This window comes from Scandinavium manionii (assembly GCF_024764775.1).
In the GTDB taxonomy this organism is placed as follows: domain Bacteria; phylum Pseudomonadota; class Gammaproteobacteria; order Enterobacterales; family Enterobacteriaceae; genus Scandinavium; species Scandinavium manionii.
On sequence record NZ_JALIGC010000040.1, the window covers coordinates 333,608 to 356,706 of the forward strand.

20 protein-coding genes are annotated in these 23,099 nt (G+C 55.5%); 14 read left to right on the plus strand and 6 right to left on the minus strand.

Annotation, left to right across the window (positions count from 1 at the left end; all coding sequences use genetic code 11):
- The first annotated feature begins 265 nt into the window (after positions 1-265).
- Positions 266-1,552, plus strand: a complete 1,287-nt coding sequence (gltA, locus tag MUU51_RS19360; RefSeq protein ID WP_159774158.1) for a citrate synthase — start codon at positions 266-268, stop codon at positions 1,550-1,552.
- Positions 1,553-1,702: 150 nt separating this feature from the next.
- On the opposite strand, the gene pxpC is transcribed toward gltA, so the two are convergent.
- From pxpC to MUU51_RS19375, 3 genes are read right to left on the minus strand one after another with little or no spacing between them, the layout of a single operon-like run.
- The gene (gene pxpC / locus MUU51_RS19365) at positions 1,703-2,635 is read right to left on the minus strand and encodes a 5-oxoprolinase subunit PxpC (RefSeq protein ID WP_258968392.1); all 933 of its coding nucleotides are present in this window, start codon (positions 2,633-2,635) and stop codon (positions 1,703-1,705) included.
- Positions 2,629-3,285, minus strand: a complete 657-nt coding sequence (gene pxpB, locus MUU51_RS19370; protein WP_159774162.1) for a 5-oxoprolinase subunit PxpB — start codon at positions 3,283-3,285, stop codon at positions 2,629-2,631. Before pxpB ends, pxpC begins: the two co-directional genes overlap by 7 nt.
- A 15-nt stretch (positions 3,286-3,300) precedes the next feature.
- Positions 3,301-4,044, minus strand: coding sequence for a type 2 GTP cyclohydrolase I (locus tag MUU51_RS19375; RefSeq protein WP_159774164.1), 744 nt, complete (start codon positions 4,042-4,044; stop codon positions 3,301-3,303).
- 263 nt (positions 4,045-4,307) lie between these two features.
- Here MUU51_RS19375 and dtpD point away from each other — a divergent pair, with 263 nt between their 5' ends.
- Entirely contained in the window at positions 4,308-5,789 is a 1,482-nt protein-coding gene (dtpD, locus tag MUU51_RS19380; RefSeq protein ID WP_258968393.1) for a dipeptide permease DtpD, read from the plus strand.
- On the opposite strand, the gene phrB is transcribed toward dtpD, so the two are convergent.
- The 3 genes from phrB to MUU51_RS19395 form a co-directional block, all read right to left on the minus strand.
- Positions 5,786-7,198 carry a deoxyribodipyrimidine photo-lyase gene (phrB, locus tag MUU51_RS19385; protein ID WP_258968394.1) on the minus strand — a complete coding sequence of 471 codons (1,413 nt, stop codon included), beginning with the start codon at positions 7,196-7,198 and terminating at the stop codon, positions 5,786-5,788. The two genes, dtpD and phrB, sit on opposite strands and share 4 nt — an antisense overlap.
- A gap of 10 nt (positions 7,199-7,208) precedes the next feature.
- A complete protein-coding gene (locus MUU51_RS19390) occupies positions 7,209-8,165 on the minus strand; it encodes a YbgA family protein (RefSeq protein ID WP_258968395.1) in 957 nt (318 codons plus the stop codon).
- A 259-nt stretch (positions 8,166-8,424) separates the two neighbouring features.
- Positions 8,425-8,625: a YbfA family protein gene (locus MUU51_RS19395; protein WP_110510102.1), complete on the minus strand. Its 201-nt coding sequence runs from the start codon at positions 8,623-8,625 to the stop codon at positions 8,425-8,427.
- A gap of 298 nt (positions 8,626-8,923) precedes the next feature.
- On the opposite strand from MUU51_RS19395, the gene kdpF reads away from it, so the two are divergent.
- The 12 genes from kdpF (at position 8,924) to speFL (ending at position 22,951) form a co-directional block, all read left to right on the plus strand.
- Entirely contained in the window at positions 8,924-9,013 is a 90-nt protein-coding gene (gene kdpF / locus MUU51_RS19400) for a K(+)-transporting ATPase subunit F (protein WP_110510103.1), read from the plus strand.
- Positions 9,013-10,692 carry a potassium-transporting ATPase subunit KdpA gene (gene kdpA / locus MUU51_RS19405; RefSeq protein WP_258968396.1) on the plus strand — a complete coding sequence of 560 codons (1,680 nt, stop codon included), beginning with the start codon at positions 9,013-9,015 and terminating at the stop codon, positions 10,690-10,692. The genes kdpF and kdpA overlap by 1 nt, the downstream gene beginning before the upstream one ends.
- 20 nt (positions 10,693-10,712) lie before the next feature.
- Entirely contained in the window at positions 10,713-12,761 is a 2,049-nt protein-coding gene (gene kdpB / locus MUU51_RS19410) for a potassium-transporting ATPase subunit KdpB (RefSeq protein WP_258968397.1), read from the plus strand.
- A 12-nt stretch (positions 12,762-12,773) separates the two neighbouring features.
- Positions 12,774-13,349: a potassium-transporting ATPase subunit KdpC gene (kdpC, locus tag MUU51_RS19415; RefSeq protein ID WP_258968398.1), complete on the plus strand. Its 576-nt coding sequence runs from the start codon at positions 12,774-12,776 to the stop codon at positions 13,347-13,349.
- 9 nt (positions 13,350-13,358) lie between these two features.
- Positions 13,359-16,046 (plus strand): two-component system sensor histidine kinase KdpD, encoded by a 2,688-nt coding sequence (gene kdpD / locus MUU51_RS19420; RefSeq protein WP_258968399.1) that lies wholly within the window; start codon positions 13,359-13,361, stop codon positions 16,044-16,046.
- The gene (gene kdpE / locus MUU51_RS19425) at positions 16,043-16,720 is read left to right on the plus strand and encodes a two-component system response regulator KdpE (protein ID WP_258968400.1); all 678 of its coding nucleotides are present in this window, start codon (positions 16,043-16,045) and stop codon (positions 16,718-16,720) included. Before kdpD ends, kdpE begins: the two co-directional genes overlap by 4 nt.
- Positions 16,721-17,310: 590 nt before the next feature.
- On the plus strand, positions 17,311-18,531 hold the full coding sequence (gene arcA, locus MUU51_RS19430; protein ID WP_258968401.1) for an arginine deiminase: 1,221 nt from the start codon (positions 17,311-17,313) through the stop codon (positions 18,529-18,531).
- Positions 18,532-18,541: 10 nt separating this feature from the next.
- Positions 18,542-19,450: a carbamate kinase gene (arcC, locus tag MUU51_RS19435; RefSeq protein ID WP_258968402.1), complete on the plus strand. Its 909-nt coding sequence runs from the start codon at positions 18,542-18,544 to the stop codon at positions 19,448-19,450.
- Positions 19,451-19,505: 55 nt separating this feature from the next.
- Entirely contained in the window at positions 19,506-20,510 is a 1,005-nt protein-coding gene (gene argF / locus MUU51_RS19440) for an ornithine carbamoyltransferase (RefSeq protein ID WP_159774188.1), read from the plus strand.
- Positions 20,511-20,560: 50 nt separating this feature from the next.
- The gene (locus MUU51_RS19445) at positions 20,561-21,964 is read left to right on the plus strand and encodes a YfcC family protein (protein ID WP_159774190.1); all 1,404 of its coding nucleotides are present in this window, start codon (positions 20,561-20,563) and stop codon (positions 21,962-21,964) included.
- A gap of 89 nt (positions 21,965-22,053) precedes the next feature.
- Positions 22,054-22,533 carry an arginine repressor gene (locus tag MUU51_RS19450; protein WP_159774428.1) on the plus strand — a complete coding sequence of 160 codons (480 nt, stop codon included), beginning with the start codon at positions 22,054-22,056 and terminating at the stop codon, positions 22,531-22,533.
- A 313-nt stretch (positions 22,534-22,846) separates the two neighbouring features.
- A complete protein-coding gene (gene speFL / locus MUU51_RS19455) occupies positions 22,847-22,951 on the plus strand; it encodes a leader peptide SpeFL (RefSeq protein ID WP_110510109.1) in 105 nt (34 codons plus the stop codon).
- The last annotated feature ends 148 nt before the right edge of the window (positions 22,952-23,099 follow it).

The window sequence follows — 23,099 nt, forward strand, 5'->3', positions numbered from 1 at the left end:
TAACAGTGAGAAAGTATTGACCGCACCATTGCCGACAGTTAATAGTGATAGACAGGTTTGAATAATCGGACTGCTAAGACCCTGATTTGCTGTTGTTTCACGGTGGATTGAACGTATGCCCCAAGGCGCCCTTTGCTCTGTACCCTGGTTTACCCTCGCGAGCTGAGCGGTGAGCCGAATAACAAACTGGTAACGTCGAAAATCACCCTGAAAGCGAATCCGGCATCCGGCAGTCTTATGCAATAAGGCGCTAAGGAGACCGTAAATGGCTGATACAAAGGCAAAGCTCACTTTCAACGGTGATACTGCTATTGAACTGGATGTGCTAAAAGGCACACTCGGCGAAGACGTTATTGACATCCGTACCCTCGGCTCAAAAGGGATGTTCACTTTTGACCCTGGTTTTACCTCCACCGCATCCTGCGAATCAAAAATCACGTTTATCGACGGTGATGAAGGTATCCTTCTGCATCGCGGTTTTCCTATTGATGAGCTCGCAACACAGTCTAACTATCTCGAAGTCTGCTACATCCTGCTGAACGGTGAAAAACCGACCCAGGAACAGTACGAAGAATTCAAAACCACCGTGACCCGTCACACCATGATCCACGAGCAGATTACCCGTCTGTTCCACGGCTTCCGTCGTGACTCGCATCCAATGGCGGTCATGTGCGGCGTGACCGGCGCGCTGGCGGCGTTCTATCATGACTCCATGGACGTGAATAACCCGCGTCACCGCGAAATCGCTGCGTTCCGTCTGCTGTCTAAGATGCCGACCATGGCCGCGATGAGTTACAAATATTCCATCGGTCAGCCGTTTGTTTACCCGCGCAACGACCTCTCCTACGCCGGCAATTTCCTCAACATGATGTTCTCCACTCCGTGTGAAGAGTACGTGGTGAACCCGGTTCTGGAACGCGCGATGGACCGTATTCTGATTCTGCATGCCGATCACGAGCAGAACGCCTCTACGTCTACCGTCCGTACCGCGGGCTCAAGCGGCGCGAACCCGTTCGCCTGTATCGCTGCGGGAATCGCGTCTCTGTGGGGACCAGCACACGGTGGCGCCAACGAAGCCGCACTGAAAATGCTGGAAGAAATCAGCTCTGTTGAGCACATTCCAGAATTCGTACGTCGCGCCAAAGATAAGAACGATTCGTTCCGTCTGATGGGCTTCGGTCACCGTGTTTACAAAAACTATGACCCGCGCGCCACCGTGATGCGTGAAACCTGTCACGAAGTGCTGAAAGAGCTGGGCACCAAAGACGACCTGTTGCAGGTGGCAATGGAGCTTGAGCACATTGCGCTGAATGACCCGTACTTCATTGAGAAGAAACTCTACCCGAACGTGGACTTCTACTCTGGCATCATCCTGAAAGCGATGGGCATTCCGTCCTCCATGTTTACCGTCATCTTCGCTATGGCGCGTACTGTTGGCTGGATTGCACACTGGAGCGAAATGCACAGCGAAGGCATGAAAATTGCCCGTCCACGCCAGCTGTACACCGGCTATGACAAACGCGAGTTCAGCTCAGACGTTAAAAAGAAATAATTGACGTTGGGTGCGGTGCAGTCTGATGCCCTCACCCCGCCCCTCTCTCACGGGGAGAGGTGGCAAACATAAAAAAACGGTAACCTTCGGGTTACCGTTTTGCTTTTACCTTGTGCGGCGGATCTGCGGTCCTTCGGGCATAACGCGTCCTTATTGTTCTGCGTTGAGACGCCAGGCCAGCTGTTCGAAATAACGATGCTGATCGTCTCGCGCTTTCAACGCCTCTTCAAGTGTGCACGGCACGAAGTGCATTGGCTGCCCCAGTGGAATTTGCGCCAGTTGGTACATATCTGCTTCGATAATGCAGGCAATACGCGGGTAACCCCCGGTTGTTTGCGCATCGTTCATCAGCACGATCGGCTGGCCGTTATGCGGCACCTGCACCACGCCCGGCAATAGGCCATGCGATAACAGCTCGCGGTCAGTGGTACGCACCAACGGCTGGCCCTGTAAACGATAACCCATGCGATTACTTTGCGGGCTGAGTTGCCACGGCGCACGCCAGAAGTTCTCCTGCGAGGCGGCATCAAACTCATGATATTCCGGCCCCGGCAACGCACGAATCCGGTTCCCGCGCAGAAGTTGTTTCACGCCCTGCGAACCGTTAAATGTGCGCGTGGCAGGCAGCAATTTCAGGGTATCGCCATCCTGAAGTCGACGCCCTTCCAGCCCGCCAATCCCGACGTTAAGATCGGTACTGTACGACCCCAGCACTTTTGGTACATCAATGCCGCCTGAAATAGCCAGATAGCTGCGAATACCGTGCAAAGGTCGCTTCATCACCAATATTTGCCCGGCCTTTACCTGCAACCGCCATCCTGCCCAAATGGGTTTATCGTCGAGCGTCGCTTCGCATCCTGCGCCCGTCAGCGCAAACCAGCCGTCGCGTTCAAACTGAACCGTCAGCTGGCCCAGCGTAATTTCGAGAGCTGCCGCGTTCGGGTCATTACCCACCAGTAAATTGGCGGTAATAAGCGCCGGTTTATCCAGCGCGCCGCAGCGGCTGACACCGGACTGACGCAGGCCATAACGCCCGCCATCCTGAACCGACGTGTAGAGGCCTGAGCGTATAATTTTCAGCATACGCCCTCCTTTTGCGGCACAAAGCGCACCGTATCTCCCGGTCTGAGTAAAACCGGCTCTGCCAGGCGTGAATCAAACATCGCCTGCGAGGTATGCCCAATCAGCTGCCAGCCGCCCGGCGTGGCCAGCGGATAAATGCCGGTATGCTGACCACCGATCCCAACGGAGCCCGCGGGCACCTGCACACGCGGCTCTGCCCGACGCGGCATCGCCAGTTTTGGCGACAGCCCACCCAGATAAGCAAAGCCCGGCTGGAAGCCTAAAAACCACACCACATAATCCTGCGATGAGTGAAGCTCCACGACCTGCTGCGGCGTAAGGCCGCAATGCCCGGCCACCAGCGGTAAATCTGGCCCCAGCTTGCCGCCGTACACTACCGGGATATCAATCTGACGGGAATCCGGCTCCAGCACTTCGCTCTCTTCCCACCAGCGCTGAAGACGCTCGATGGCATCCAGCGCCAACGACTGCGGATTACGCAGGATAACGGTGATATTATTCATCCCAGGAATAGCTTCGAGCACTTCCGGGTATTCAGGTAAACGCTGGGTCAGACGCCAGATACGTTTCTGGCTCTCCAGTGTCACAGGCGGTTCAAGTTCCAGAACGACTGCCGTTTCGCCCAACAGGTAACAACGCGCTCGCTGCACTTTCGCCCTCTCTCATTAGGCCGGGTTAGGGATGTCGATAAAGGTGACATCCAGATCGGTATTTTCAGTCAGCCATTCGCTTAATGCACGAATGCCGCCGCGTTCGGTCGCATGATGACCGGCGGCATAAAAATGCAGGCCCTGCTCGCGGGCGGAATGAATGGTTTGCTCCGACACTTCGCCGGTAATAAAGGCATCCACGCCAAAACGTGCCGCGCTGTCGATAAAGCTCTGACCGCCGCCGGTGCACCACGCTACGCGCGATATTTTGTCCGGCCCGGTGTCACCACTCCACAGCGGCGTTCGGCCAATGCGGGTTTCAATCCACGATGCCAGCTCCAGCCCGGAAACAGCAATAGACAGTTCGCCCCACGGCACCAGCGGCTCAATTTCGCCTTTGATATTGATGCCGAGAAGTGCGGCTAACTGTGCGTTATTGCCAAGCTCAGGGTGCGCATCCAACGGCAAATGCCAGCCATAAAGGTTGATATCATTGGTCAGCAACGTTTTCAGCCGGTTGCGCTTCATACCGCGAATCACCGGCGACTCCCCTTTCCAGAAATAGCCGTGATGTACGATGACGGCGTCGGCTTCCAGACGAACGGCTTCATCCAGCAGCGCCTGGCTTGCGGTCACGCCGGTGACGATTTTGCGGATCTCTTCTCGCCCCTCAACCTGCAGCCCATTTGGCGCGTAATCGCTGATGGCTGCACTGTTGAGTTTCTCGTTAATCAGTTGTTCCAGTTCACTGTTTTTCATCGTCACTCCAGACTTTCCCTCAATACTGTTGGATACCATAGCCGCCCGGCGGCTTCACGTCGATACCCCCGCAACGCCAGACAAAAATCCGGTCATCTCCTTAGCGCAAAAAACGCTTAACGTCACGCAGCACGATCATGTATATTTATGCATTAGGACAGCATATAAATTGAGCTTTAACGCTCAAGTTACATGGAAAGCATATAAGAAACGAATAATGCGGAATGATTATCTTCTGCACTTCTGGCAAGACTGAGAGCAACATGAAGACACCATCGTCACAACCACGCGCTATCTATTACGTGGTCGCACTGCAAATTTGGGAATATTTTAGCTTTTATGGGATGCGCGCTCTGCTGATCCTGTATCTCACCAACCAACTGAAATACAACGATAACCATGCGTATGCGCTGTTCAGCGCCTACTGCTCTCTGGTCTATGTCACGCCAATCCTCGGTGGCTGGCTGGCGGATAAAGTGCTCGGCAACCGCATGGCGGTGATGATCGGCGCCTTTTTGATGGCCGTCGGTCACCTGGTGCTCGGCGCCAGTGAAATGTCATCGATGTTCCTGTACCTGTCATTGGCAATTATTGTTTGCGGCTACGGTCTGTTTAAATCGAATGTTAGCTGCCTGCTCGGCGAACTGTACGAGCCCACCGACCCGCGCCGAGACGGTGGTTTCTCGCTGCTTTACGCCGCAGGTAACGTCGGTTCTATCATTGCGCCAATCGCGTGTGGTTACGTTCAGGAAGAATACAGCTGGGCGATGGGCTTTGCGCTTGCCGCCATCGGTATGCTCGCCGGTCTGGTGATTTTCCTGTGCGGGAACCGCCATTTCAGCCATACCGTCGGCGTAAACAAAGCCGTGCTGTGTAGCAAGAAACTGGCCGTTCCGGTCTGGGGTTGGCTGCTGGCTCTGCTGGTGGTGTCACCGATTGTCATTGCCGTACTGTTCTGGAAAGAGTGGTCACTGTATGCGCTGATCGTCGCCACCGTCATCGGCCTGGTGATGCTCGCGCAAATCTACAAAAAAGCAGAGAACCAGAAGCAACGCAAAGAGCTGGGTCTCATTGTGGTCCTGACCTTCTTCAGCCTGCTGTTCTGGGCCTTCGCCCAGCAGGGCGGCAGCTCTATAAGCCTGTATATCGACCGTTTCGTGAACCGCGATATTCTTGGTTATGAAGTACCAACGGCAATGTTCCAGTCGGTCAACGGTTTTGCCGTGATGATGTGCGGCGTGTTCCTCGCCTGGGTGGTCAAAGAGTCGGTGACGGGTAACCGCGCGGTGCGCATCTGGGGTAAATACGCCCTGGGCCTTGGGCTGATGAGCGCAGGTTTCTGCATTCTGACCCTGAGCGCACGCTGGTCTGCGACCTACGGTCATTCATCGATGCCGCTAATGGTTCTGGGAATGGCGGTGATGGGCTTTGCCGAACTGTTCATCGACCCGGTAGCGATGGCGCAAATCACGCGTATTGAAATTCCGGGCGTGACAGGTGTGCTGACCGGCATCTACATGCTGCTTTCCGGCGCAATCGCCAACTACGTCGCAGGCGTGATTGCCGATCAGACGTCACAAAGCGCCTTTGATGCGGCGGGGGCCATTAACTACTCCATTAATGCTTACATCGACGTGTTCAGCCAGATTACCTGGGGTTCACTGGCCTGTGTGGCCGTGGTGCTGTTCATCTGGCTTGGTCACGCGATGAAAGTCAGATCCCGCCGCCTGGCGCTGGAGTCTTAAGACTTTCTGGCGGCTTCATATGCCGCCAACGTCTCTATCCGCGCCTGTTTGTGATTCACAATCGGGCGCGGATATTCAAGCGTTATCCCCTCTTTTTCCGCCCACTGCCACGGTTCGTGAATCGCTTTTTCCGGCACCGCGTTCAATTCCGGTAGCCAGTGACGAATAAACACGCCTTCTTTATCAAACCGTTCGCCCTGGGTGGTCGGGTTAAAGATGCGGAAATACGGCGCTGCATCGGTGCCGGTGGACGCCGCCCACTGCCAGCCGCCGTTGTTGGCCGCTAAGTCGCCGTCGACCAACTGTGACATGAAGTAACGCTCGCCTTCCCGCCAGTCAATGAGCAAATCTTTCACCAGGAAGCTGGCGACAATCATCCGCAAGCGATTGTGCATCCAGCCTGTTTGATTGAGCTGGCGCATCGCCGCATCGACTATCGGGTAACCTGTTTTGCCCTGCTGCCAGGCGGCAAGCGCCGCCCTATCGTTGTTCCAGGCGACGTTATCCGTCCAGGCGATAAAGGGTTTATAGCGGCACAGTTCGGGATGATAGGTCATCAGATGACGGTAAAATTCACGCCAGATGAGTTCATTTAGCCAGACCGCCCCGGGGCCACCGTCTGGCGCGTGTGGACATTCCGCAAGAAGCCGATGCAGACACTGGCGCGGAGACAGCACGCCCAACGTGAGGCACGCCGATAACCGACTGGTGCCCTCAATCGCGGGAAAATCTCGCGTTTCTTCGTACTCCCCGGCGTGCTGTTGGCAGAAATGGCGCAACCTGGCGATGGCGGTTTTCTCATCCGCCGGGAAGAGCGCGGTATCAAAGGGCTCTTGAGGGAGATTAAGGACAATCTCCGACGTTTCACTCGCCCCATGTTCACGCTGACCCGGAGCCTGAACGCATTCCGGTAGCCCTTCTTTTAGTCGTCGCAGATACGCATTTTTAAACGGCGTAAAGACCTTATACATCTGATGATTACCGGTCATTACGCTACCAGGCGCCAGCATCACGCTGTCGTCAAAACCCTGGCACGTCACCGTATCCAGCGCTTTTTCCACGCAACTGTCGCGCTGACGCTCGTTAATTTCATATTGATAGTTATAGAAAAGCCGATCGACTTGATGCGCATCGCAGACATTTTTCACTACCTCTACCGAGGCCGCGAAATCTGCCACTTCGTGAAACAGTAAAGGAATGCCTTTTTGCGCCAGCTGCGTTTGCAATGCGTTTAGCTGAGTCTGCAAAAAGGCCGCCTGGCGTGGCGCCATATGATGCTGCTGCCACTGTTTCGGTGTGGCAACGTACAACGCGATCACCTTCGCTTTACGATCGCGACAGGCGGCGGCCAGCGCCAGATTATCGTGCAGGCGTAAATCGGTGCGAAACCAGACCAGATGGGTGGTCATAACTCTCCGGTTAATGTCCGTAACGTAAACGTAAGGCTTCCGGCCAAGGGTCGAAATAGCGCTGCCCGGCCAGATAAGCATCAGGAAATTCAGCCATATAGTGTTTTAACAGCGTGACCGGTGCAAGCAACGGCTGCGTGCCCTGCCGATAGCGATCGATAAGATCGGCCAGTTCCTGACGCTGACGGCTATTAAGCTGTTTGCGAAAGTAGCCCTGCACGTGCATCAACACGTTGGTGTGATTGCGGCGCGTTGACGGATGCGACATCAGCGTCATCAGGCGCTGGCGATATTCGACAAAGTAGTCGTCCAGCGATGTCCATTCCGCCATCGCCGCCACAAATCGCCCAAGCTCACGATAAAGCGGTTGAGAATGCGCCAGCAGTAACAGCTTATAGCGGCTGTGAAACGCCATTAATTCGCCACGATTCAGGCCCCGCTCACGAAGTGCGTGCAGTTCATGCAGGGCATAAATACGCTCGACAAAATTCTCACGAAGAACAGCGTCCTGTAGCCGCCCGTCTTCTTCCACCGGTAACCAAGGGAAGGTTTCCATTAATATTTGGGTGTAAATACCGCGTCCGGATTTGCGACTGTATTGGCCGTCGGCCTCGTAAACCCGCACTCGCTCCATGCCACAGCTTGGCGATTTAGCACAGACGATATAGCCGCACAGCTTTTCAAAACGGGTAATCCGCTGACGGGTAAAGTCGCGCATCGCCTGGGTTAAATCGCCGTCGCGCCCATCGCTAAAACGCAAATTCGCACTGCCCTGTTGGTCTTTCATCAGTCGCAGCGCGGGTCTTGGCACCGGTAAGCCAATGGCCATTTCCGGGCAGACGGGCTCAAACGCGACCAGTGGGCTTAAGTCCTCTACTGCAAACGTCAGGCGTTTATGACCGCCGTCAAAACGAACGGGTTCGCCGAGCAAACAGGCGCTGATGCCAACCGGGATTTTCTCACTCATAACCACTCCTTACAGGCATATAAGAGAAGTGTAGACGCCAGAAAATGAAAAAGGCCGCACAAGGCGGCCTGAACGTCATTCGGTAAATTTTTAGGATTCCGTCCAGAAGCATCACCTTGATGCCTCGAGAAATAAGCAGACCATCAGTGCTGCTGGGTAGAAACGGAAGTCTTTCCCAACCGACCGCGAATCCTGAGGGCATAAAAAAACCGCCACGTTAACGTTGGCGGTTTTTTTATGCCTGCTGGAAAGTCACAAATCAGTAAAAATCACAGGTCGCTTTTTCGGCCTGATCCATCCACACCGGTTTTTCACTGGTTTTAGACCAGACACGGTGCAGGTAGCTGTAAAAACGCCCACGATCTTTCCAGAACAGCATCACTGGCAGCGCCAAAACACCCGCCACAACGGCGAAAGTACGACGCATCAATACAACATGTGCAGGAAACTCTTTGTACATAATCTCTCTCCCCTTCATGGCCGGCAACGCACGCCGGTAAACGTTATCTGGGTCAAATAATACCGTTTTGGTTGTAATTTTACTACTCATCCGACCACTTTATTATGTTTCCAGAGGGAAATTTACACTTCACGCCGTAATTAAGTTACATAAAAGTTAAATTAATACTAACCAATGGTTAATTGATGGTCTTTTTCATTTTTATATTATTTTTACACCCGGCCCTGCGTTTTTTGCGAAATCTTTGCACCAAAAAACTTACCGTTACCGCACTTCATTAAACACCTGGAGGTGGACTGTGAGTGCAGGCGTGCTAACTGGTATCGTGCTGGTTTTCCTGTTATTGGGTTATCTGGTTTATGCCCTGATCAATGCGGAGGCCTTCTGATGGCTGCGCAAGGGTTGTTACTGATTGCCAGTTTTTTACTGATCCTGTTCAGTCTGGCGCGCCCGTTGGGGCTCGTGCTGGCACGGCTGATTGCCAATACGCCACTGCCCGGAACGGCCAGAGTTGAAAGCGTTCTTTGGCGCCTGATGGGCATCTCCGCCCAGGAGATGAACTGGCGGCAATATCTGCTGGCCATTCTGTTGCTCAATATTTTTGGCGCAGTACTGCTGTTTGCGATGCTGATGCTTCAGGGCTTCCTGCCGCTGAATCCGCAGCGGCTTCCAGGCCTCTCATGGGATCTGGCGATGAACACCGCCATCAGCTTTGTCTCCAACACCAACTGGCAGGCGTATAGCGGTGAAAGTACGCTGAGCTATTTCAGCCAGATGTCCGGGCTGGCAGTGCAAAACTTCTTATCTGCAGCCACCGGCATCGCAGTCGTGTTCGCGCTAATCCGCGGTTTCTGCCGCCATAGCACCGACACGCTGGGTAACGCATGGATGGACATTGTGCGCGTTACGTTGTGGATCCTGCTGCCGCTGTCGCTGTTGATTGCGCTATTTATGATCCAGCAAGGCACGCTGCAAAACCTTCTCCCGTATCAGCATTTCACCTCGCTCGAAGGTGTGAAAGGCCTGCTGCCGATGGGGCCGGTGGCGTCGCAGGAAGCCATCAAGATGCTTGGCACCAATGGCGGTGGCTTCTTTAATGCCAACTCCAGCCATCCATTTGAAAACCCAACGGCGCTGACTAACTCGGTTCAAATGCTGGCGATTTTCCTGATCCCTGCCGCGCTGTGTTTCGCCTTCGGTGAAGCAGTCAACGACCATCGCCAGGGTCGCGCGATCCTATGGGCGATGTCGGTCATCTTCGTCATCTGCGTAACGGTAGTGATGTGGGCTGAGCTCAGCGGAAATCCTCACTTCCTGAAACTCGGGGCCGACAGTGCCATCAATATGGAAGGTAAAGAGAGCCGGTTCGGCATTCTGCAAAGCAGCCTGTTTGCGGTGGTGACGACCGCGGCGTCCTGCGGCGCAGTGAACGCCATGCACGACTCCTTTACCGCGCTCGGTGGCATGGTACCAATGTGGCTAATGCAGATTGGTGAAGTGGTGTTCGGCGGCGTGGGTTCCGGGCTGTACGGCATGCTGCTGTTCGTGCTGCTGTCGGTGTTTATCGCCGGGCTGATGATTGGCCGTACACCGGAATATCTCGGTAAAAAAATCGACGTGCGTGAAATGAAAATGACCGCGCTGGCGATCCTCGTGACTCCGGCACTGGTTTTGCTCGGCACTGCACTGGCGATGATGACCGAAACCGGTCGCGCCGGAATGTTCAACCCGGGCATTCACGGCTTTAGCGAAGTGCTGTACGCCGTCTCTTCCGCCGCCAATAACAACGGCAGCGCCTTCGGCGGCCTGAGTGCTAACTCTCCATTCTGGAACTGCCTGCTGGCCTTCTGCATGTTCGTCGGTCGCTTCGGGGTGATCGTGCCTGTTCTGGCCATTGCTGGCTCGCTGGTGAGCAAGAAAATTCAGCCCGCCAGCACCGGCACGCTGCCGACCTTCGGCCCGCTGTTTGTTGGCTTGCTGATAGGCACCGTGATTTTGGTCGGCGCCCTGACGTTTATTCCCGCCCTGGCGTTAGGCCCGGTCGCAGAACATCTCTCTTCGTTATAAGACAGCTGGAGACACGTTTTATGAGTCGTAAGCAAACGGCAATTTTCGAACCGGCCCTGGTTCGCCAGACCCTGCTGGATGCCGTAAAAAAACTGAGTCCAGCCGTACAATGGCGCAACCCGGTGATGTTTATCGTCTGGCTGGGCAGCGTGCTGACCACCCTGCTCGCCGTGGCGATGGCCTTTGGAAAAGTACCCGGTAGCGCTGGCTTCACGGCGGCAATCAGCATCTGGCTGTGGTTTACCGTGCTGTTCGCTAACGTCGCCGAAGCGCTGGCGGAAGGCCGCAGCAAGGCGCAGGCCAACAGTCTGAAAGGCATCCAGAAAACCTCTTTCGCCCGTAAACTGCGCGCGCCGCAGCATGACGCTCAGGTCGATCACGTTCCGGCAGATGGCCTGCGCAAAGGTGACATCGTTCTGGTGGAGGCTGGCGACATTATCCCGTGCGACGGTGAAGTCATCGAAGGTGGCGCATCGGTGGACGAAAGCGCGATTACCGGGGAGTCCGCGCCAGTTATCCGCGAATCCGGCGGTGACTTCGCCTCCGTAACGGGTGGCACGCGCATTCTTTCCGACTGGCTGGTTATCCGTTGCAGCGTTAACCCTGGCGAAACCTTCCTTGACCGAATGATCGCCATGGTCGAAGGCGCTCAGCGTCGTAAAACACCAAACGAAATCGCCCTGACCATTTTGCTGGTCGCCCTCACCATCGTGTTCCTGCTGGCTACCGCCACCCTGTGGCCGTTCTCCGCGTACGGCGGAACGGCGGTCAGTGTGACAGTGCTGGTTGCGCTGTTGGTTTGTCTGATCCCGACGACCATCGGCGGGCTGCTGTCGGCAATCGGCGTGGCCGGAATGAGCCGGATGCTTGGTGCCAACGTGATTGCCACCAGCGGGCGTGCAGTTGAAGCGGCAGGCGATGTAGATGTATTGCTGCTGGATAAAACCGGCACCATCACTCTCGGCAACCGTCAGGCGTCTCAGTTCCTGCCCGCTCCGGGCGTCGATGAGAAAACCCTCGCCGATGCCGCGCAGCTGGCGTCGCTGGCCGATGAGACGCCGGAAGGCCGCAGTATCGTGGTGCTGGCAAAACAGCGCTTCAATCTGCGCGAGCGCGACGTTCAGGCATTACAGGCCACGTTTGTGCCATTTACTGCGCAGACTCGCATGAGCGGCATCAATATCCACGACCGCATGATCCGTAAAGGTTCTGTGGATGCTATCCGTCGTCACGTAGAAGCCAACAACGGGCACTTCCCGCCGCAGGTCGACACGCAGGTCGAAGGCGTGGCGCGTCAGGGTGGCACCCCGCTGGTGGTGGTGGAAGGTGCGACGGTGCTCGGTGTGATTGCACTGAAGGACATCGTAAAAGGCGGCATTAAAGAGCGTTTCGCACAGCTGCGCAAAATGGGCATTAAAACGGTGATGATTACCGGCGATAACCGCCTGACGGCCGCCGCCATCGCCGCCGAAGCAGGCGTAGATGACTTCCTGGCGGAAGCGACGCCGGAAGCCAAGCTGGCGCTGATTCGTCAGTATCAGGCGGAGGGGCGTCTGGTGGCGATGACCGGCGACGGCACCAATGACGCCCCGGCGTTAGCGCAGGCTGACGTGGCCGTGGCGATGAACTCGGGAACCCAGGCCGCAAAAGAAGCGGGCAACATGGTCGATCTGGACTCCAACCCGACCAAGCTGATTGAAGTGGTGCATATCGGTAAACAGATGCTGATGACCCGTGGGTCGCTGACCACCTTCAGTATTGCCAACGACGTGGCGAAATATTTCGCCATCATCCCGGCGGCATTTGCGGCCACTTATCCACAGCTCAACGCGCTGAACGTGATGCACCTGCACTCGCCCGCATCGGCCATTCTCAGCGCCGTTATCTTTAACGCCCTGATTATTGTGTTCCTGATCCCGCTGGCGTTAAAAGGCGTGAGTTATAAGCCACTGACGGCGGCAGCAATGCTGCGACGTAACCTGTGGATTTACGGCCTCGGTGGCCTGCTGGTGCCATTCATCGGCATCAAAGTGATTGACCTGTTGCTGACTCTGTCTGGTCTGGTGTAAGAGGAAATGAAAATGGCGACGTTACGCCCTGCTCTGGTAGTTCTGATTTTTTTAACCCTGGTCACCGGCGGCGTGTATCCGCTGTTTACCACCGCGCTTGGACAATGGTGGTTCACCGACCAGGCCAACGGCTCGTTGGTTCATCAGGACAACCAGATTCGTGGTTCGCGCTTGATTGGTCAGCAGTTTTCTGCGCCGGGATATTTTCATGGCCGCCCTTCCGCCACCGCCAATAGCCCCTATAATCCAGAGGCATCCGGTGGCAGCAATCTGGCGGGCAGTAATCCAGAGCTGGATAAAGAAGTGGCGGCACGGGTGGCGCAGCTGCGTCAGGACAATCCGCAGGCAGACGCACAGGTTCCCGTCGAACTGGTAACGGCGTCCGCGAGCGGGCTGGATTACAGCCTGACGCCGCAGTCGGTAAACTGGCAAATACCGCGCGTGGCGCAGGCCCGTCACCTGTCTGTAGAAGCGCTGACCACGCTGGTAGCCGCACACACACAGCAGCCGTTGGTGAGTTTCCTCGGCCAGCCGGTGGTGAATATTGTAGAGCTGAACATGGCGCTGGATGCCCTGAAACAACCGTAAGGATTGAGCATGACCGACGAGCCCTTTCGTCCCGATCCCGACCGCCTGCTGGAGCAATCCTCCGGCTGGTATCGCGGAAAACTGAAAGTCTTTTTTGGCGCCTGTGCAGGCGTAGGGAAAACCTACGCCATGTTGCAGGAAGCGCAGCGTCTGCGGGCGCAGGGGCTCGATATTCTGGTGGGCGTGGTGGAAACTCACGGCCGTCAGGAGACCGCCGCGCAGCTTAAAGGACTGGCGACTCAGCCGCGAAAACGCATTCACTATCGCGGTCGTCAGGTCGAAGAGTTTGACCTCGACGCCGCCCTCGCCCGCCGTCCGGCGCTGATCCTGATGGACGAACTGGCGCACACCAACGCGCCCGGTTCGCGTCACCCCAAACGCTGGCAGGATGTTGAAGAACTGCTGGAAGCGGGCATCGACGTTTTTACCACCGTCAACGTTCAGCATCTGGAAAGCCTGAACGACGTGGTCAGCAGCGTGACCGGTATCAAAGTGCGCGAAACCGTGCCGGATCCTTTTTTCGATTCTGCTGACGAAGTGGTTTTGGTGGACCTGCCGCCGGACGATTTGCGCCAGCGTTTGCATGAAGGCAAAGTGTATATCGCCGGTCAGGCCGAGCGTGCCATCGAGCATTTCTTCCGTAAAGGCAACCTCATCGCCCTGCGCGAACTGGCACTGCGACGCACCGCTGACCGCGTGGATGACCAGATGCGCGCCTGGCGCGACCGGCAAGGTGAAGAAAAAGTCTGGCACACCCGCGATGCGATTCTGCTGTGCGTCGGCCACAGCGGCGGGAATGAAAAACTGGTGCGGGCCGCCGCCCGTCTGGCCGCCAAATTCGGCACTGCATGGCATGCGGTCTATGTCGAAACCCCCGATTTGCACCGTCTGCCAGAATCACAGCGGCGCAATATTCTCAGCGCATTGCGTCTGGCACAGGAACTGGGCGCGGAAACCGCCACGCTGTCAGACCCGGCGGAAGACAAAGCGATTCTGCGCTACGCCCGCGAACATAATCTCGGCAAAATCATTCTTGGTCGGCGCAATAAACGACGCTGGTGGAGCCAGGAATCGTTCGCCGACAGGCTCGCCCGCCGCGCACCGGATCTCGATTTACTGATTGTTGCCCTGGACGAGGCTCCCGTCAGCACGACTGCCCGTAATTCCGATACCCGTCCGTGGATAGACCGCTGGCGCGTACAGCTGCGCGGCTGCATCGTGGCGGTGGCGCTGTGCGCCTTTATTACCCTGTTCGCCAGCCATTTCCTGATGGCCTTTGATGCCGCCAACCTGGTGATGATCTATCTGCTTGGCGTGGTGATTGTGGCCCTGTTTTACGGGCGCTGGCCGTCGGTGCTGGCGACCGTCATTAACGTCATCAGTTTTGACTTATTCTTTATCGCGCCGCGCGGCACGCTGGCGGTGTCGGATGTGCAGTACGTGCTGACCTTCGGCGTGATGCTCACCGTCGGGCTGGTGATCGGGAATCTCACCGCCGGAGTGCGCTATCAGGCCCGTGTGGCCCGCTATCGCGAACAGCGCACCCGCCATTTGTATGAGATGTCGAAAGCGCTGGCGACGGGTCGCACGCAGCAGGATATCGCCCGCACCAGCGAACAGTTCATTCACTCCACATTCCAGGCGCGCAGCCAGGTGCTGCTGCCCAACACCGAGGGCGGGCTTCACCCTCTGACCGACGGCAACGACATCACACCGTGGGACGACGCCATCGCCCGCTGGAGCTTTGACAAAGGCCAGCCAGCAGGTGCGGGAACTGACACGCTGCCCGGCGTACCCTATCTGATCCTGCCGTTGAAAAGCGCCGAGAAAACCCACGGCGTGATGGTGGTTGAACCGGGGAATTTGCGCCAGTTGATGATCCCGGAACAGCAGCGATTGCTGGAAACCTGCACCCTGCTGGTGGCCAGCGCCCTTGAACGTCTGGCGCTGACCGCCAGCGAAGAGCAATCGCGGCTGGTGAGTGAACGAGAAAGCATCCGTAACTCGCTGCTGGCGGCGCTTTCACACGACTTGCGCACGCCATTAACAGTGCTGTTTGGTCAGGCGGAAATTCTGACGCTGGATTTGGCCAGCGAAGGTTCAAAGCACGCTCCACAGGCCAACGAAATCCGCCAGCACGTGCTGAACACCACCCGGCTGGTGAACAATTTGCTGGATATGGCGCGCATTCAGTCCGGTGGATTTAACCTGCGCAAAGAGTGGCTGACGCTGGAAGAAGTGGTGGGCAGCGCCATTCGCCCCCTGGAAATGGGCCTCGGCGGGCGGCATATTCAGCTGGCGCTGGGCGACCCGCTGACACTGATTCACGTTGATGGCCCGCTGTTTGAGCGGGTGCTGATTAACCTGCTGGAAAACGCCGCGAAGTACGCGGGCCCGTCGGCCACCATTGGGATTTCCGCCGAACGCTTGCCTGAACAGCTACAGCTGGAGGTGTGGGACTCGGGCCCCGGCATCCCTGCTGGTCAGGAACAGGCAATATTTGCTAAATTCTCCAGGGGCCATAAGGAATCGGCCATTCCCGGCGTGGGGCTTGGCCTCGCGATTTGCCAGGCGATTGTCGAGGTACACGGCGGCGAACTGCACGCGAATAACCGCCCCGAAGGCGGGGCCAGCTTTAGGGTAACGCTGCCGCTGGATGCGCCCCCGGAGCTGGATGAACTTCTCGAGGAACTGTGATTAACGTACTTATCGTTGAAGATGAACAGGCTATTCGTCGTTTTCTGCGCAGCGCGCTGGAAGCAGATGGCCTGCGCGTGCACGAAGCCGAAACGTTGCAACGTGGACTGCTGGAAGCGGCCACGCGCAAACCCGATCTGGTCATTCTTGACCTCGGCTTGCCGGATGGCGACGGCATTGAGTTCATCCGCGATTTTCGTCAGTGGAGCCAGGTGCCGATCATTGTGCTTTCCGCTCGCGCCGAAGAAACGGACAAAATCACCGCGCTCGACGCCGGAGCCGACGATTATCTCAGCAAGCCGTTTGGCATTGGCGAGTTACAGGCGCGCCTGCGCGTCGCCCTGCGTCGTCACGGGAATGCGGAACAAAATCAGCCCGTGGTGCGTTTCGCCGATATTCAGGTCGATATCGCCAACCACCGCATACAGCGCGGTGAAGAACAAATCCATCTGACACCGATTGAATTTCGCCTGCTGGCGGTGCTGCTCAACAACCATGGCAAGGTGCTGACCCAGCGTCAGTTGTTAAGCCAGGTCTGGGGGCCAAATGCGATTGAGCATAGCCACTACCTGCGCATTTATATGGGCCACTTACGCCAGAAGCTGGAAATTGACCCGGCGCGGCCGCAGCATTTGCTGACCGAAACCGGGATTGGTTATCGGTTTATGCTCTGACCCGCCAGCTCAGTCAGAGCTTATGCATGGTTATTGCTGTTACTGTTACAGAACGGTTAATTCATCGCCGGGGATTATGCATTTCTGCTGCATAACCTGCGCCCATACCCCGGCGAACAGCAGGCTAATGAATTGATTTCTGACGCTAACGATAAAAAACCGCCGCCTCTTCACAGTTTATCAACCTTGATTCAGGAATTTAAATGCCATAATTATTTGGCGGTTTAACTCACACTGAAAATAACCTCCCCCTATTTGTGCATAGCTATTCCGACACCAATTAACATTCATTTAAAATCAATAAGTTAGAAAAATAAAATATCCATTTAAAAACACATGCCATTAACAACATAAAATAACAACCACCATAACTGCTTAGTAATGCATTTAAGCGTCGTCATTGATTCAATATTCTCTGACATCAATCATATATTCACACGCTTATTTAATCCGCCGAATGACTCGTGAGCAATATCACATTCACTGAGCACAAAAGACCGGACTATTCTCCGTGCAAACCGTTCCCACGTTAATGACGAATTTATTTCGCCACGCCTTTTTATTCTTTAATAACGAGTAAGGGAGTAATAATGGAAAAGCATTATGTTGGTTCTGAGATTGGTCAATTGCGCAGCGTAATGCTGCACCGTCCGAATCTGAGCTTAAAAAGACTGACGCCATCGAATTGCCAGGAATTACTTTTTGATGATGTTCTGTCGGTAGAGCGCGCGGGCGAAGAGCACGATATTTTCGCCAATACTCTGCGCCAGCAAGGCATCGAGGTTTTGCTGCTCACTGACTTGCTCAGCCAGACGCTGGAGATCAGCGATGCCAGGCAATGGTTACTGGAAACGCAGATCTCTGATTACCGACTGGGGCCAACCTTTGCGGGCGATATTCGTGCCTGGCTTTCGGATATGTCACACCGTCAATTGTCTCGTCATTTAACCGGAGGATTAACCTACGGTGAAATCCCAGCCAGTATCAAAAATATGGTCGTCGATACGCATGACCAGAATGATTTTATTATGAAGCCGTTGCCGAATCATTTATTTACACGCGACACCTCCTGCTGGATATATAACGGCGTCTCTATTAACCCGATGGCAAAAGCCGCCCGCCAACGTGAAACCAATAATCTTCGCGCACTCTATCGCTGGCATCCGAAATTTGCCGAGGGTGAATTTATAAAATATTTCGGCGACGAAAATATAAATTACGACCACGCCACCTTAGAAGGCGGCGACGTGCTGGTCATTGGTCGTGGCGCGGTGTTGATAGGCCTCTCCGAGCGCACGACGCCACAGGGCGTCGAGTTCCTGGCCAGCGCGCTGTTCAAACATCAGCAGGCCAAACGCGTGATTGCCGTGGAGCTGCCAAAACATCGCTCCTGCATGCACCTCGACACGGTAATGACCCATATCGATATCGATACCTTCTCGGTTTACCCGGAAGTGGTCCGTCAGGACGTGCAGTGCTGGACCTTAACCCCGGACGAACATGGCGGAATCAAACGCCATCAGGAAACCAGTCTGCTGCACGCCATCGAAAAAGCCCTTGGCATCGATCAGGTGCGATTGATCACCACCGGCGGCGATGCCTTTGAGGCCGAACGCGAGCAGTGGAACGACGCCAATAACGTGCTGACGCTGCGCCCCGGTGTCGTTGTGGGCTACGAGCGTAACACCTGGACTAACGAAAAATACGATAAAGCGGGTATTACCGTGCTGCCCATTCCCGGCGACGAACTGGGTCGCGGACGCGGCGGCGCACGCTGCATGAGCTGTCCTCTGGAACGCGACGATATTTAAGGAATAAACCATGACCAAACCAACACTGGTTGTCGCCCTCGGCGGCAATGCCCTGCTCAAACGTGGAGAGCCACTGGAAGCGGAATGCCAACGCCAGAATATTGCGCTGGCGGCGAAAATCATCGCCGGGTTAACCGTGCAATGGCGTGTCGTGCTGGTGCACGGCAACGGGCCGCAGGTGGGACTGTTGGCACTGCAAAACAGCGCCTATGACAAAGTGGCACCCTACCCGCTCGACGTCCTCGGCGCCGAAAGCCAGGGAATGATTGGCTACATGCTGCAACAGGCGCTGAAAAATCAGCTGCCGCAGCGCGAAGTCAGCGTATTGCTGACCCAGGTCGAAGTGGACGCAGCCGATCCGGCTTTCAGCAACCCGACCAAATACATCGGCCCGATCTACGACGACATCCAGGCCCGGGCGCTGCATGAAGAAAAAGGGTGGACGTTTAAGGCCGATGGCTGCCACTTCCGCCGCGTGGTGCCTTCGCCACAGCCGCAGCGGATTGTCGAAGGCGACGCCATCCGAACCCTGATTGCCCGCGACCATCTGGTGATTTGCAACGGCGGCGGCGGCGTCCCGGTAGTGAAAAATACCAGCGGCTACCACGGTATTGAGGCGGTGATCGATAAGGATCTCTCCGCCGCACTGCTGGCCACTCAGCTTGAGGCTGACGCTCTGCTGATCCTCACTGACGCCGATGCCGTCTATCTCGACTGGGGCCAGCCTGGTCAGCGTCCGCTGACGCAGGTCACGCCTGCTGAACTCAATAATCTGACATTTGATGCCGGATCAATGGGCCCCAAAGTTGCCGCCAGCCGCCGTTTTGTTGAGCAGTGCCACGGTATCGCCGGGATCGGCGCACTGGCCGACGGCGAAGCCATCCTCAATGGAAAGAAAGGCACCTTGATTCGCCCGTAACTGCCCTTTCCCGGATCGGGAGAGACATGAATGCGCTATCTGAAAGGACTATCCCATGAGCATCAATCTGAAAAACCGTAACTTCCTCAAACTGCTCGATTACACCCCGAGCGAAATTCAATACCTGATTGATTTGGCGCTGGAGCTGAAAGCAGCCAAACGCGCAGGCCGTGAGAAAAAAACGCTGGTCGGGAAAAATATCGCTCTGATTTTTGAAAAAACCTCCACTCGCACGCGCTGCGCTTTTGAAGTCGCGGCCTTCGATCAGGGCGCGCAAGTCACCTACCTCGGGCCGACCGGTTCGCAAATCGGCCATAAAGAGTCGATGAAGGACACCGCCCGGGTGCTGGGCCGGATGTATGACGGCATTGAATATCGAGGATTCGGCCAGGCGATCGTTGAGGAGCTGGGGGCATTCGCAGACGTGCCGGTATGGAACGGGCTAACCAACGAGTTTCACCCAACGCAAATTTTGGCAGACCTGATGACGATGCTGGAGCACGCGCCGGGCAAAAGGTTGCCGCAACTGAGCTTCGCCTATCTCGGTGATGCCCGCAACAATATGGGCAATTCACTGCTGGTGGGCGCCGCCAAAATGGGGATGGATATTCGCCTCGTCGCGCCAAAATCATTCTGGCCTGAACCCGCGTTGGTCGAGCAATGCAGAACCATTGCGAAACATACCGATGCGCGCATCACCCTGACAGAGCATGTCGACGAGGGCGTGTATGGCGTCGATTTCCTCTACACCGACGTTTGGGTATCGATGGGTGAACCGAAAGAGGCCTGGGCTGAACGTGTCAGCCTGATGACCCCCTACCAGATCAATCAGCAGGTTATTGCCGCTACCGGCAATCCAGACGTCAAGTTCATGCACTGTCTGCCCGCATTCCATAACGAACACACCACCATGGGCCGCGAGATTGAAATGGCATACGGCCTGAAAGGACTGGAAGTCACTGAAGAGGTCTTTGAATCGGCACATTCCATCGTCTTTGACGAAGCGGAAAACCGCATGCACACCATCAAAGCGGTAATGGTGGCGACCCTCGGCGACTAACGTATCCCGGGCGTGCCGGAATGCGCGCCCTGCTCCACGGAGATCTCACCATGAGCAAATTCAAATTTCCTACCGCTTATACCATCCTGTTTATTCTGATTGCCCTTGTCGCCGCCATGACGTGGATTATCCCGGCGGGTAAATACCAGATGGCAACGAACGCCACGCTGGGCAAAGAGGTGCCGGTCGCCGGGACCTACGCGCCGGTCGATGCGCATCCGCAAGGCATTACCGCCGTTTTACTGGCTCCTATCGACGGTCTCTATAATCACCAGACCTACGTCGCCGGCGCCATCGATGTGGCGTTGTTCGTGCTGATCATCGGCGGCTTTCTCGGCGTGGTGAACAAAACGGGCGCGATCGATGCCGGAATAGAACGGGTCACCGCCAAACTTAACGGCAAAGAGGAGTGGATGATCCCCATCCTGATGGCGTTGTTTGCCGCCGGGGGAACCATTTATGGCATGGCCGAGGAATCCTTGCCGTTCTATACATTGTTGGTGCCAGTGATGATGGCCGCCCGGTTCGACCCGCTAGTGGCCGCCGCTACCGTGTTGCTCGGCGCGGGTATTGGTACATTAGGCTCGACCATCAACCCATTTGCCACGGTGATCGCCGCCAACGCCGCCGGGATCCCTTTTACCCATGGCATGCTGCTGCGTATTCTGCTGTTGGTGGTGGGTTATCTGATTTGCGTCTGGTGGGTGATGCGTTACGCCCGCCGCGTGCGCAGCAATCCTGCGGCGTCCGTCGTCGCCGACGCCTGGGAGAGCAATCGTGCACATTTTCTCGGGCAGCGTTCCGAAACCCGGCTGGAATTTACCTCCACCCGCAAAACCATCCTGTGCATTTTCGCCGCGTCGTTTGCGGTAATGATTTACGGTGTTGCAGTCCTGGGCTGGTGGATGGCGGAAATTTCCGCCGTGTTTCTGGCCGCCGCCATTGTCGTGGGAGTGATTGCGCGAATGAGTGAAGAGACATTCACCCAAACCTTTATAGACGGTGCTCGCGATTTACTCGGTGTCGCACTGATCATTGGTATCGCTCGCGGTATTGTAGTGGTGATGGATAACGGCATGATTACTCACACGATTCTTCACAGTGCTGAGGATCTGGTGTCGGGTCTGTCAACCATGCTATTCATTAACGTCACTTACTGGCTGGAAGTGCTGCTCTCCTTCCTGGTGCCCTCCTCTTCAGGGCTGGCGGTGTTAACGATGCCGATCATGGCCCCGCTGGCGGATTTCGCCCACGTACCGCGCGAGTTGGTGGTCACTGCCTACCAGTCCGCCTCAGGGATAGTCAATCTGATGACGCCCACCTCTGCGGTGGTCATGGGCGGTCTTGCCATCGCCCGCGTGCCGTATGTGCGCTATCTGAAGTGGGTCGCACCGTTGCTGGTTATCCTGACGTTATTGAACATGCTGTTACTGAGCCTTGGCGCCCTGCTGTAGCAGCCCCAGCGTCCTGCCTGGTGGTTTTTCAGCCACCGGGCCAGCAGCCGGCACGTCGATAATGTTAATGATTACAGGATACAAAGATGATCAAGGATTACGGTGATTACTCTGCCAAAGAACAACTTCAGCTGACCGTCTGTCAGCGTCTGATTGCAGAGAAAAGCTATCTCTCCCAGGAGGAAATCCGTCGTGATTTACAGCAGCACGGCTTTGATTGTATCAGTCAGTCCACCGTCTCCCACCTGTTAAAACGGCTTGGCGTCATTAAAATCCGCAACGCCAAAGGGCAAAAAATATACTCCGTTAATCCCCAACTTGGGCCCACGCCGGATGCCACCCGATCAGTGTCAGAAATGGTGGTCAGCGTCGAGCATAATAGCGAGTTTATTCTGGTCCATACTATTGCGGGATATGGACGCGCCGTCGCGCGGATCCTCGACTACCATGCGTTACCCGAAATTCTCGGTGTGGTGGCGGGCAGCAGCATCGTGTGGGTCGCCCCGCGCAGCATCAAACGAACCGCACTGGTGCATAAGCAGATAAATTACCTCCTGCGCACGCGTTAGACGCTATTCTGATTAAATACCAAAGAGTGATATCCTGAATACTCATTCAGAATATCACTCTTTTTTCGTTTATATATTCCTCTGTTAAGCTCTTTCCCATCACTCTCTCCTCTGACGGCGAAGGTGCAAATTCCTCTGCACCATGTACATTTAATTTACAATAAATAAACATAACAGCATATAATCTTGCAATATGCACATGAAGTGACTAATTATTTCTGAAATGATCGGTTATTGTCGATCGATGTCACAGAAACATCGCCATTTCCAGATAAAATACCTGCGCTTTCACTCATTCATGAAGGTATATATTATGGAAAACAATAGCCGACTCATGCCCCATATAAGGCGGACAACACATATCATGATGTTTGCCCACCGCAATAGCTTCGACTTTCACTTCTTTAACGCCCGATAGTCTTCTGACTACGGGCGTTCAGCATACAGGTCATTCCTGACTTCCTGATAATGCAGGCATTTGCCTGTAGCTCCTGCGCTCGCCTTAGTAAATTCTGTATTCCGGCAACCGGGCCGGTGGAATTTATGACTTCAGAAAAAGCAATAAC